12 protein-coding genes are annotated in these 12,139 nt (G+C 71.2%); 7 read left to right on the top strand and 5 right to left on the bottom strand.

Features of this window, described 5'->3' with window-relative positions; all coding sequences use genetic code 11:
* The 3 genes from cas6 to MJ797_RS23460 form a co-directional block, all read left to right on the top strand.
* On the top strand, positions 1-254 hold a 254-nt coding region (gene cas6, locus MJ797_RS23470; RefSeq protein ID WP_239341294.1), incomplete at its 5' end, for a CRISPR system precrRNA processing endoribonuclease RAMP protein Cas6.
* Between the two features lie 158 nt (positions 255-412).
* Positions 413-1,144 (top strand): 3-oxoacyl-ACP reductase FabG, encoded by a 732-nt coding sequence (gene fabG, locus MJ797_RS23465; RefSeq protein ID WP_239311105.1) that lies wholly within the window; start codon positions 413-415, stop codon positions 1,142-1,144.
* Between the two features lie 353 nt (positions 1,145-1,497).
* The gene (locus MJ797_RS23460; protein ID WP_239341292.1) at positions 1,498-1,962 is read left to right on the top strand and encodes a pyridoxamine 5'-phosphate oxidase family protein; all 465 of its coding nucleotides are present in this window, start codon (positions 1,498-1,500) and stop codon (positions 1,960-1,962) included.
* Between the two features lie 60 nt (positions 1,963-2,022).
* On the opposite strand, the gene MJ797_RS23455 is transcribed toward MJ797_RS23460, so the two are convergent.
* Positions 2,023-3,465 carry an aldehyde dehydrogenase family protein gene (locus MJ797_RS23455; protein WP_239341290.1) on the bottom strand — a complete coding sequence of 481 codons (1,443 nt, stop codon included), beginning with the start codon at positions 3,463-3,465 and terminating at the stop codon, positions 2,023-2,025.
* 256 nt (positions 3,466-3,721) lie between these two features.
* On the opposite strand from MJ797_RS23455, the gene MJ797_RS23450 reads away from it, so the two are divergent.
* Positions 3,722-4,342, top strand: a complete 621-nt coding sequence (locus MJ797_RS23450) for a DUF6758 family protein (protein ID WP_239341288.1) — start codon at positions 3,722-3,724, stop codon at positions 4,340-4,342.
* A gap of 189 nt (positions 4,343-4,531) precedes the next feature.
* Positions 4,532-5,488, top strand: coding sequence for a diacylglycerol kinase family protein (locus tag MJ797_RS23445; protein ID WP_239341286.1), 957 nt, complete (start codon positions 4,532-4,534; stop codon positions 5,486-5,488).
* Positions 5,489-5,509: 21 nt separating this feature from the next.
* Here MJ797_RS23445 and MJ797_RS23440 read toward each other — a convergent pair whose 3' ends face one another.
* Positions 5,510-7,156 (bottom strand): alkaline phosphatase, encoded by a 1,647-nt coding sequence (locus tag MJ797_RS23440; protein WP_374582854.1) that lies wholly within the window; start codon positions 7,154-7,156, stop codon positions 5,510-5,512.
* 266 nt (positions 7,157-7,422) lie between these two features.
* Here MJ797_RS23440 and MJ797_RS23435 point away from each other — a divergent pair, with 266 nt between their 5' ends.
* Entirely contained in the window at positions 7,423-8,328 is a 906-nt protein-coding gene (locus MJ797_RS23435) for a PHP domain-containing protein (protein WP_239341284.1), read from the top strand.
* On the opposite strand, the gene MJ797_RS23430 is transcribed toward MJ797_RS23435, so the two are convergent.
* Entirely contained in the window at positions 8,316-8,825 is a 510-nt protein-coding gene (locus MJ797_RS23430; protein ID WP_239311100.1) for a MarR family winged helix-turn-helix transcriptional regulator, read from the bottom strand. The two genes, MJ797_RS23435 and MJ797_RS23430, sit on opposite strands and share 13 nt — an antisense overlap.
* A 200-nt stretch (positions 8,826-9,025) precedes the next feature.
* Here MJ797_RS23430 and MJ797_RS23425 point away from each other — a divergent pair, with 200 nt between their 5' ends.
* Positions 9,026-10,168 (top strand): P-loop NTPase, encoded by a 1,143-nt coding sequence (locus MJ797_RS23425; RefSeq protein ID WP_239341282.1) that lies wholly within the window; start codon positions 9,026-9,028, stop codon positions 10,166-10,168.
* 143 nt (positions 10,169-10,311) lie between these two features.
* Here MJ797_RS23425 and tatB read toward each other — a convergent pair whose 3' ends face one another.
* Complete coding sequence (gene tatB, locus MJ797_RS23420; protein ID WP_239341280.1) at positions 10,312-10,890, bottom strand: Sec-independent protein translocase protein TatB; 579 nt, start codon at positions 10,888-10,890, stop codon at positions 10,312-10,314.
* Positions 10,891-11,080: 190 nt separating this feature from the next.
* A partial coding sequence (locus MJ797_RS23415) for a trypsin-like peptidase domain-containing protein (protein WP_308128365.1) occupies positions 11,081-12,139 on the bottom strand: 1,059 nt, incomplete at its 5' end.

Below are 12,139 nucleotides of genomic sequence, written 5' to 3'. Positions count from 1 at the left end.
TTTTTACGCGAGCCCTTACCGAACAGATCCGCCAGGTCGGTTTCGTGGGCGAGGCCGAGCTACGCCTGTTGAAGACGGCGTCGGCGACCGCGGCTGAGGTGTTCGGCGCGCTCATGCGGTTCGCGGCGATCGCCGGGGTCGGTGCGCAGACCACGCACGGCTTCGGAGCTGTCGACATCAGAAGCCGGCAGCCGGAGACACATCGGGCAGTGCCGCCGCCCAGCCGGCCGCTGCCCAGCCGCCCAACCGGCTGAGAGCGGCCGTCCCCCGCCAGCATCCGCGCCGGGCGCGATCACGCGCCCGCGACCGGCCGGGCGCGGTATTACTGCTGAGAAGGACCCGCCTGAGCTGCGGCGGAGCCGATGAGATGCGCGCCGTCGGCGCGCCCGGACGCGTGGGGAAGGGAACACCCGTGGGACTGCTCGAGGACAAGGCGGCTGTCATCACCGGTGGCGCGCAGGGCCTGGGGCTCGCCATCGCCCAGCTCTTCGTCGCCAACGGCGCCAGGGTGGTGCTCGCCGACATCAACGTCGAGAAAGCCGCCGAGGCCGCGAAGGAGCTGGGGCCTGCGATCGCCGTCCGCACGGACGTCACCAGGGAGGACGACGTCCAGGCGCTCGTCGAGGCCTGCCAGCGGGAGTACGGACGGATCGACATCATGGTCAACAACGCCGGCATCACCCGCGACGCCAGCATGAAGAAGATGTCCGCCGACGACTTCCGGCTCGTGATCGACATCCACCTGTTCGGCGCGTGGCTCGGCACCAAGGCAGCCGGTCTCGCCATGAAGGAGCAGGGCGGCGGCTCGATCATCAACATGTCGTCGATCTCCGGGAAGGTCGGCAACTTCGGCCAGACCAACTACAGCGCGGCCAAGGCCGGCATCGTCGGGCTCACCAAGGCCGCCGCGAAGGAGCTGGCCAAGGGCGGGGTGCGGGTCAACGCCATCCAGCCTGGTCTGATCCGGACCGCCATGACCGAGGCGATGCCGCGGGACGTCTGGGAGTCGAAGCTGACCGAGATCCCGCTGGGACGGGCGGGCGAACCAGCCGAGGTGGCCGGCGCCGCGCTGTTCCTGGCCAGCGAGCTGTCGAGCTACATCACCGGGACGGTGCTGGAGATCTCCGGCGGGCGCCACATCTGACGGCTTAGAGCGCCCGGCAATAGGGGCGTGGTTCAAGGAGCGGGGCTGGGGTGCGTAGATCGCGAGGCGGAGGAGGGAGCCACCCTGGTGTTGGGTGGCGACCGACGACAACACGGCGAGGTGCGTGCCCCAGCCCCGCGACGCCGCGTCCCTATTGCCGGGCGCTCTTAGCCGGCTGACGACGAGAATCCGTCCGCGACGCTCGGTAACCACTGGCATTCGGCTGCCTCCCTACGCCACGATGGCCCGGATCATCCCGCTGCCGGCTGGCTGGCAAGGCCCACAGAAAAACCAGGCCCACAGAAAACCAGCTGATACAGCTGATCAGCTGATGCGGAATGGAGCGTGCCAGCATGCCGGCTCGGGAGCAGCGTCGCGGACGGGCGATCGCGATGGCCCCCACCGAGGTCGACGCTTTCCTCGCGACGGAACGAACCTGCCGGGTCGCTACTCTCAGTAGTGACGGTCCGCATGTGGCCGCGCTGTGGTTCGTCTGGGACGGCGCGTCCCTGTGGCTGAACTCCGTCGTCCGCAGCCAGCGCTGGACGGACATCGTCCGCGATCCGCGGGTCGCCGTGGTCGTGGATGCCGGCGAGCAGTACCAGGAACTCCGGGGCGTCGAGATCAAGGGAACAGCCGAGCCGGTCGGGGACATCCCGCGCACGGGCGCGCCCGATCCGGAACTCGCCGGGCCCGAGCGGCTGTTCGCCGGCAAGTACACCGGCCGCGCCACGATGGCCCACGACGGCCGGCATGCCTGGCTCCGGATCACTCCAAGCAAGATCACAAGCTGGGACTTCCGCAAACTGCCGTCCTGACAGCCGCACATCCGCCCGCTACGGCCTACAGATCGATACCGGCCTACAAGGTCTGCCGGCCTACAGATCGATACCGGTCAGGACCATCACACGCTCGACGGTGAGATCCGCCATGGCCGCCCGCACGCCCTCCCGGCCCGTCCCCGACCCCTTGGTACCGCCGTAGGGCATCTGGTCGGCCCGGTAGGAGGGAACATCCCCGATGATCACACCGCCGACGTCGAGTTCCCGGTGCGCGCGGAAGGCCACCCGCACGTCCCGGGTGAACACCCCCGCCTGCAGGCCGTACGGGCTGTCGTTGATCCGGGCCAGGCCTTCGTCCAGCCCGTCGACCGGTTCGATGACGAGGACCGGCCCGAACACCTCCTCCCGCGCCAGGCGGGCGTCCGGGGGAACATCCCGCAGCACAGCCGGCGCGACCGTGGTGCCGTCCCGCTCGCCGCCGACGACCACCGTCGCGCCCGCCTCGACGGCCTCGTTGATCCATCGCTCGACCCGTTCGGCCGCCGCCAGGTCGATCAGAGGCCCCACCTCGGTCGCCTCGTTGCCCGGGTCGCCGGTGCGCAGCCGGGCGACCGCGGCGCTCACCTCGGCCAGCAGCTCCTCGTACACGTCGCGCTCCGCGTAGACCCGCTGCACGGCTATGCAGGACTGGCCGGCCTGGTAGTTCGAGAACGTCGCGATCCGCCCGGCCGCCCAGCGCAGGTCCGCGGCGGCGGACCAGTCCGCCGCCACCAGCACCGCCGCGTTGCCGCCCAGCTCGAGGACGACGTGCTTGCGCGGCACCGCGTCCCTGATCGACCAGCCCACGGGGGCCGAGCCGGTGAAGGACACGACCGGTAGCCGGGCGTCCGCGACCAGTCCGGGCATAGCCTCGTTCGACACGGTCAGCACCGACCACGCGCCTTCGGGCAGGTCTGTCTCGGCGAGCAGCTGGCCCAGCAGCAGGGACGACAACGGCGTCTTCGGCGCGGGCTTGACGATGATGGGCGCGCCGACCGCCAACGCGGGTGCGACCTTGTGCGCGACCAGGTTCAGCGGGAAGTTGAACGGCGTGATCCCCAGCACTGGGCCACGAGGAAAACGCCGGACCACCGCGGCCCGGCCCGCCCCCGCCGGGTCGGTGTCGAGCCGTTGCAGGTGCCCCGACCAGCGCCGGGCTTCCTCCGCACCCCAGCGAAACGTCGAGGATGCCCGCGCGACCTCGACCCGGGCCCAGGTCAGCGGCTTGCCGCTCTCGGCGGTGATGAGCGCGGCCAGCTCCTCACCGCGTTCGGCGATCCGGCCCGCAACGTGGGCGAGGGCCGCGGCCCGGCTGTGGGCCGACATGGCCGACATCGCCGGCATCGCCGTGCTGGCGGCGGCCACGGCCGCGTCCACCTGCGCCGGATCCGGCCGCGCGACCGTGGCGATCAGACGATCGTCCCACGGGTGACGGACCTGAAAGGTCGCCGAACCCGTTACCGGGCGGCCCGCCACCCAGAACGGCTCGGCCTTGCTCATGGAAGCCACTGCTCCACTTTCATGCACAAGAGCCTGACACGGGTGACGCCACGCGCGACAGTCCTGAAGGTCCGGGCCCGGCATACCCCGACGGACACCGACGGACACCGGCATGCCCGGGGGAAAGCTCTCTGATGCCCGTCTTGCCACGGCTCGTGAGGTCTGCCCGGAGCAGGTTTGCCGCACATGACCGGAGGGAAGTCATCGGATCGGTGGAACTGTCAGGCAGCGGCGCGCATCACCGGGGAGCGGCCCGGTGACGAGCCCGCCTGCGTGTCCCCGCTGCCTGCGGACAGTGCATCCGCCCGATCTGTGGAACAGCCAGTGGCGCTGTGACGAACATGGGGATGTCAGCCCCTACCGGGTGGCGGTGTCCTCCCGGGAGCAGGTGCTGCTCTTCCTCGCGCACGCTGCCAAGGCACCGATATGGATCCCCTGGCCGATGCCGGTCCACTGGTTCGCCAGCGGCGTCTCCTGGGCTGGTGACGACCGCACCGGGCCGCGGGCGACCGCGTTTGCCGCGGGCGGCCCCTCCCCGCTCGGCGGGCCGGCGGAACTTGTGATCATCGCTGAGGAGCCGGGGATCGGCCTCGGCGCCCGGCTTGCCGGGCTGCCAGGTACCGATCCCGAGCGCATCGGCGACAGGCCCGAGGAGAAGATCGAGGCTGCCGGGCACCCGACCGCGCTGTGGCCGGTCGTCTGCCCGCCCGACCGGGCCGCCTTCGTGGGTGAGGCCTGCGGGGTATGGCTGTGGGTGGTGCTCTGGCCGGCGGACGCCGCAACGCTGCTGCTGGAGCATCTCGTCGTCCAGGACCTGCGGAACGCCCAGATGATCACCTCATGCCTGCCGTTCGGTGCCGACAGCACTCATCTGTGAGCGGCACGCCGACATCCGCGACCGGCACACCCAGGCGGCGCGGGTGCATCCGAGATGTCTCGTAAGCTCGGCTCTCGCCACCGGCACGGACCCGAGCAGGGCCGGTGGACGTAGCAGGGCCGCGGCGGGCATAGCAGTGCCGCGGTAGCCGCGGAAGGGCCGCGGCGGATGCGAGAAAGGCCGACAGCCATGGCACAGCCCCTGGAAACCGTTCCGGCTGCGGTCGAGGTGGACTGTCGCCGGCTGCTGCTCATCGTCAACCCGCACGCTGGCGGTGGACGCGGCGCCCGTGCGCTGCCGGACGTCGCCGCGGCGCTGAAACGCTGGGCCCGCGACGTGCGGACCGAACTGACCAGGGACATCGACCACGCCGCGGAGCTGGCCGAGGACGCGGTGGCGGACGGGCGGGTCGCGGTCGCGCTCGGCGGGGACGGTCTTGCCGGCCGGGTCGCCGAGACGGTGGCGCGCCTCGGCGGGCTGCTCGCGGTGCTGCCCGGCGGGCGCGGCAACGACTTCCTGCGCGGGATGGGCGCGGCCAGGCAACCGGTGATCGCCGCCACCGCCCTGGCCGGCGGCACCGAACGGCGGATCGACCTGGCCGAGGCCAACGGCCGTGCCTACCTCGGCATCGCCAGCGTCGGTTTCGACTCGGCCGTCCAGGTGATCGCCAATCGCGCCCGGTTCGTCCGGGGCCAGCAGGTCTACGCCTACGGCGCGTTACGCGCGGCAGCCACCTGGCGGCCCGCCCGGTTCACCGTGGAGATCGACGGCGGCGCGGCGCGCGAGGTCACCGGCTGGACGGTGGCGGTGGCGAACTCGGCCTACTACGGCGGCGGCATGCACCTCGCGCCCCTGGCGAAACCCGACGACGGCCTGCTCGACGTCGTGCTGCTGTCGCGGTGCGGCAAGGCCGCTTTCCTCGCCACCTTCCCGAAGGTGTTCTCCGGCCGGCACGTGGGCTCCCCGCACGTCCAGACGCGGCAGGCGACGCGGGTCCGGGTGGACGCCGACCGCCCGTTCCAGCTCTACGCCGACGGCGACCCGGTCGCGGAGCTGCCCGCGGAAATCGTTGTACGTCCCGGTGCGCTGCGTTACCTCGCTCCCGCCGGACGGTACGCGGGACGGCCGCCCCGAACGTCGTCGTGATCGCCGTCAGGCCCGCTGGCGTCAGGCCTGCTGGGCACCGGGCCGCCCGGCCTCAACCACCCAGGTGGCGTCGGTGCTGACCGGGGCGTCCCGGCGGTCGATGCTCTCGGCGACGCGCATGTCGGCGGCGCACTGCCGGGGGGAGACCCGGATGCGGGTGTACCCGCGCCGATCCCCGCGGAAGTACCGCACGTGCGGGTTGAGCAGCCGGTTGTTCGCCCGGACGAACTCCTCGCTGGGCAGGAAGAACCCCGAGCTGATGGACGTGGCGACGAACTCGGTGCCGACGACCGGTGTCTCCGGGCGATCGAAGTCGACCCGCAGGTCGTTCACCCAGGCGCAGTGGATGTCCCCCGACAGCACCACCGGGTTGGCCACCCCGGTGTCCCGCACCGCCGACAGCAGCCGGGTCCGGTAGGGCACGTAGCCGTCGTTCTGGTCGAGGTTCGCGAACACCTCGCCGCTGCCCGGGGTGAGCTGGGCGTGCAGCTGCGCCATCATCGTCTGCTGAGCGATCACGTTCCACCGGGTGCGCGACGCGCCCAACCCGTCGATCAGCCATTTCTCCTGCTCAGCGCCGGCCATGGTCCCGGTCGTGTTGTGCTCCCCCAAAGCGGCCGGGCCGATGTCGTTCGGGCTGCGGCCGGGCTGCGGCGTCCGGTACTGGCGGGTGTCCATCACGTTGAGGGTGAGTAGATCACCGAAGGCGAACCGGCGGTAGAGCCGCAGGTCGGGCGATCCGGGCTGATAGCTGGCCCGGATCGGCATGTGCTCGTAGTAGGCCTGGTAGGCGGCGGCCCGCTGGCGTGCGAAGGCCGCCGGGTCCTGATGCCTGTCACCGGTGTCGCCCGACTCGTCGGTGAGGCCGGCGTAGTTGTTCTCGGTTTCGTGGTCGTCCCAGGTGACCACCCATGCCGCGGCCGCGTGCGCGGCCTGCAGCTGCGGATCAGCCTTGTACTGGGCGTAACGCGCCCGGTAGTCGTCGAGAGTCTGGAGCTGGTCGAGCCCAGGCCTGGCCGGGGTGGTGTGGCGACGGTCCGGGAACCTGCTCTTCGGGTCGTACTCGTAGATGTAGTCGCCGACGTGGACGACGAGATCAAGATCGTCGGCGGCGATCGCGCCGTACGCCGGCCAGTAGCCGTTCTGGAAGTCCTGGCAGCTGGCCAGCGCGAAACTCAGCGTGGACGTGCCGGCACCGGCGGCCGGCGCGGTACGGGTCCGGCCGACCGGGCTGATCACTGTCCCGGCGCGGAACCGGTAGAAGTACACCCGGGCCGGTTGCAGGCCACGGACGTCGACGTGCACCGCGTGCGCCGACCCCGGGGTGGCGGTCTGCGTCCCCACCGCCACGACATCGGTGAACCGGTCGTCGGTGGCGAGCTGCCAGTCTACTGGGATGTCACGCGCGGGCAGGCTCGCGACGCCGGCCGCCGGCGCCAGCCTCGTCCAAATGATCACACTGTCGGGCAGCGGGTCCCCGCTGGCGACCCCCAGAGCGAACACGCCGTCCCCGACGCCGGGTATCGCGGTCGCGGGCCGCAGGCTCGGGCGCGCGGCGGCAGCGCCGCCGGGCCCGCGGCCGGAACAGCCCGCCGCGGTCAGCAGCACAGCCCCGCCCGCGAGAAAGCCGCGCCGGGTCGTCGCCGCTGGCCCGCTGGAATTCCTCACAGCACCAGGACGTTAGCCGGCCCGTGCCCCCGTCCGGAAGACCGCGCGCCACGAATGTGAATGAAAGCGGCGGCGCACCGCAGAACACCGGAACACCGGAACACCGGAGGAGCGCCGGCAACGGGGACGCGGCTATCGTGCTGGGCAACCACCGTGCTGGGCAACCGCTCCGGATGGGGTCGCGAAAGCGGGGGTGTCTTGCGAGAACCGGGGTGCGCGGTGCGTGATCGAGCCGGCTACGGCGAGCGCCTCCAGGCGTGTACCCGGTGACCACGACGGAATTAATCGATCTTCATACGCACTCGACGGCGTCGGACGGGCTGTGCCGCCCCGCCGAAGTCGTCAGCCTCGCGGCCGCGGCCGGCCTGGCCGTGGTCGCCCTCACCGACCACGACACCACGTCGGGCCTGGCCGAGGCCGCCGCCGTGCTGCCCGCCGGGCTGACCCTGCTCCCGGGCGCGGAGATCTCCTGCGGGATCCGGGTCGACCAGCACCGCTGGGTAAGCCTGCACCTGCTCGCCTACCTGTTCGACGCCACCGAACCGGCATTCGCCGCCGTCCGCGCCCGGCTACGCGCCGGCCGGGTCACCCGCGCCCGCCGGATGGTGGAGAAACTGGCTGCCGACGGCCATCCCGTGTGCTGGGAACAGGTGTCCGCCCGAGCCGACGGTGTGATCGGACGTCCGCACATAGCTGAGGCCCTCGTCGACGCCGGGCTCGTGGGCTCCATCGAGGCCGCGTTCACCCCCGCCTGGATCGGCCCCGGTGGCCGGTACTGGGCGGGCCGGGACGAGCCCGACGCCATCGAGGCGCTCCGGCTGGTCCGCGACGCGGGCGGGGTCAGCGTACTGGCCCACCCGTACGCGAGCAGGCGCGGTGCGACCATCGGCCCAGCGGTGATCGCGGCCATGGCAAGGGCGGGCCTGCGCGGCCTCGAGGTGGACCATCCCGATCACCAGCCGCGGGAGCGGAACCAGCTCCGCCGGCTCGCCGCCGACCTCGGCCTGATCGTCACCGGCGCCAGCGACTTCCACGGGCCGAGCAAGCCCCAGCCACTCGGCGCGGAGACAACAAGCGAGCAGGCGTACGAGGCGCTCATCGCCGGCGCGCACGGGGCGCGGCCGCTGACCGGACCAGCCTCGGCACCGCCCGGTGGCGGTCAGGCGCCCTGACCGCACCCACCGCCGGGCGGCGGCGTGGCGGCCCGGGGATCGAGGCGGCTCAGCAGGTCGGCGAGCACGTCCAGCTCGTCCGGGTTGAAGTGGCTGGTGACGTGCTTCGACACACCGGCGAGGTGGGTCTGGGAGGCCGCCCGCAGCCGCTTGCGGCCTTCAGGTGTGAGGGTCGCGAACGTCCCCCGGGCGTCGGACGGGCAGGACCGCCGTTCGACCAGGCCGTCGCGTTCCAGCCGGTCGACCAGTCGTGTCAGGCCGCTGCGGGACAGCAGGACCGCCTCTGCCAGCTCGTTCATGCGCAGGGCGCCGTCTGGCACTTCGGACAGCTGGACCAGCACGTCAAAGGAGGCCAAGGGCAGATGGTGCTCGGATTCGAGATCGGTCTCCAGCTGCCGGATGACGTACGAATGAGCCCGCAGGAACTGGCGCCATGCCCGCAGTGATCGCGGGTCAATCGGCGATTCCTGCTCCGCTGTCCGCTCGTCGACCGTCACGTGGATCAGATTACGTCGCCCGTACAGGGCCGCGAGGGAGCCCGCTGAGGATGTCAGACGATCGACATTTCGGCCGGCCGGCGGAAATGATCAAGATCCGGCCTCACCGGGCGCGTTCGACCGGGACGGGCGGCTATGGTGGAGGCGCAGGCGTGGCGGCGTCAGCCGCACGCACCACACCGACCGGTCGAGGTTTTCTCTTGTCTGCTTCCCGGCCTGGCGCGGACGCGATCCAGGCAGCTCTCGCGACAGTGCTCGACCCTGAGATCGGGCGTCCCATCACCGACCTGGACATGGTCGAATCGGTTCGCGTCACCGACGACACCGTGGATGTCGTGGTGCTCCTGACCGTCTCCGGTTGCCCGATGCGCGAGGAGATCACCAGCCGGGTCGAGCGTGCGGTCACCGCGGTGCCGGGCGTGCGGTCCGCGCGGGTCCGCCTCGAGGTCATGAGCGCCGAGCAGCGCGCCGCCCTGCACACGAAGCTACGAGGGGGGACAGCGACCCGGTCGATCCCGTTCGCGCAGCCTGGTTCGCTGACCAGAGTCTATGGCGTGGCTAGCGGGAAGGGCGGCGTCGGCAAGTCGTCGGTGACGGTCAACCTGGCCGCCTCGATGGCTCGCTCCGGGCTCTCGGTCGGCGTGCTGGACGCCGACATCTACGGGCATTCGATCCCCCGGATGCTCGGAGTCGACCGCCTCCCCACCCAGGTCGAAAAAATGATCATGCCGCCACAGGCGCACGGCGTGAAGGTGATCTCCACCGGCATGTTCACCCGCGGCAATGAACCGGTCACCTGGCGTGGACCAATGCTACACCGTGCGCTGGAACAGTTTCTCTCGGACGTGTTCTGGGGGGATCTCGACGTCCTGCTGCTCGACCTGCCACCGGGCACCGGCGACATCGCGATCTCGTTGGCGCAGCTGGTGCCGTCCTCCGAGCTCCTCGTCGTGACCACCCCGCAGCTCGCCGCCACCGAGGTCGCCGAACGGGCCGGCACGGTCGCCGTCCAGACCCGGCAGAACGTCGTCGGCGTGGTGGAGAACATGGCCTGGTTGCCCTGCCCGCACTGTGCCGGCCGGGTGGACGTCTTCGGCTCCGGGGGCGGCGCTGCGGTGGCCGAACGCCTGACCCGTGTGCTCGGGCACGACGTGCCGCTGTTGGCGCAGCTGCCCATCGACGTCCGGCTGCGCGAAGGCGGCGACTCCGGCGTCCCGCTGGTGACCGCGGATCCGGACTGTGAAGCCTCGAAGATCCTGCGGGAAGTGGCCGAGCGCCTGTCATCGCGCTCACGCGGGCTGGCCGGTCGGTCCCTGGGCCTCACCCCGACCCGCCGGAGCTAAAGAGCGCCCGGCAATAGGGGACGCGGCGTCGCGGGGCTGTTGCCGAGCCACCCCGACCGAATACCTTGGCGATCGGGCCGGAAGTTCCGTCCGGGCATATCCCCTGGTCGTCCGGGCGCGGGGAGCGCGGGAGCGCGGGTCAGTCAGGTTGCGTCGGTGTCAAAAGGGGCCGCCGCCGGTGTCTCGGCGGTGGCCGCCCCGCGGGTGACAGGTGCCGCGGTCGTGGCCTGGCCTCGGTCCGAGGGGATGGCAGCCCTGCTCCCGGTCAAGACGGCCTTGTGGGTAGCCTTGGTCAGGATGGGGGATTTCGTCAACGACGGTGGCTTGACGGCTGCCGCGGGCCCCGCCTGCATGTCGTCGTAGGAGAGCCGGGGCCGGGCCCGCTCACCACCAGGCACCGAAGGTGCCTCCGGGTCGTCGTCGAAGAGCATCTTGTCGAACGACGTCCGCTTGGACAGGTACGACGGAAGCAGCGGGTCCTCATCGTCGAACAGGTGCTTGCGGACGAACGTCTTGGGATGCAGGGTACTCAGGTCGAGATCGGCAATCTCCGGACCAAGCTCGGAGCGCAGCTCTTCGCGCATCCCCGCGGCCATCTGCCGGAACTGACGCAGCATCTGACCGGCGTCACGGGCCACCTTCGGCAACCGCTCCGGGCCGAACACGAAGAGACCGATCAGCAGCAGGACAGCGACCTCGCCCCAGCCGACGCCATTGAACACGGCCCCACACTACCTCGCAGCCGCGATCAACGGAACAGCTCCGGATCGGTCGCCTCCCTTCGCGGGCCCACCGGCCCACCGGCCCGGATTCGTTCCGCTCGGCGCGACCGCAGCACCGCCAACAGGGGCAACAGGGGACGCGGCATCGCGGGGCTGGGACACACCCCTGTCGCCGGATGCTCTCAGGCTCTCAGTCGCGCTGTTCCCGGAGAGCCGGCTCGACCTCATGGGTCTTGTGATCGCGCTCGAACGTGAGGGTGACCCGGTCACCGATCCGGTGCACCCGGATCGCCGCGATCAGGTCGTTGGTGTTCCCGATAGCGGCTCCGTCGACCTTGGTGATGATGTCTCCCGGACGCAGTCCGACCACATCGGCGGGCCCGCCCCGCGTCACCCCGCGGATGAGCGCGCCGGGGGAGGTCCCGATCGCCGCCGCGTCATCCGGGGTGATCGTCCCAGCGGACACGCCGACATCAGGATGGGTGGCCCGGCCGGTACTGATGATCTCGTCGGCCACCGACCTCGCATAGTCGATCGGGATGGCGAAGCCCACGCCGATGTTCCCGGACGCGCCGTGCTCGGCGCGGGAACCGGGCACGGCCGCGATCGCGGTGGTGATGCCGACGACCTGACCACGCCCGTCCAGCAGCGCGCCGCCGGAATTACCGGGATTGATGGCCGCGTCGGTCTGAATCGCGCCGATGAGGACCGACTCGCCCCCGGACTCCGCCGGCACCGTCGGGTTACGGTCAAGCGCACTGACAATACCCGTTGTCACCGTTCCGGCCAGTCCCAGCGGTGCGCCGATGGCCACCAGCGGCGCACCGACCACGAGCGAGCCGGAACGCCCCAACGCCGCGGCGGGCAGCGGGCTCGTCGCCGGAATCCGGATGACGGCGAGATCGGTCTTGGGGTCACGTCCGATGATCTCCGCCGAAATCTGCCGCAGTTCCCGGTACAAGGTCACCGAGACCCGTGCCCCGACGGCGGCCCCGGCGACAACGTGGTTGTTGGTCAGTATGTAGCCGTCCGGCCTGATGATCACACCGGAACCAGTAGCGGACAGGATCGGGCTGGTCACGGTGATCGTGACAACCGATGGCAGAGCGCGCACGGCGATGGCGGCGACCGATGCGGCCCGTTCGCCCGCGGGCGCGGCGTCAACCGTCGCCCCCGGCGACAGCGCGGGCGCGGCCCGCCCGGCCTGGCGCTCGCTCCGTACGGCGCGAACGCCGGCCATGCCGCCGAC

This window comes from Protofrankia sp. CiP3, from assembly GCF_917627345.1.
GTDB lineage: Bacteria > Actinomycetota > Actinomycetes > Frankiales > Frankiaceae > Protofrankia.
Note: the sequence above shows the minus strand (reverse complement) of the source record. Positions and strands in the feature narration are given on the sequence as shown.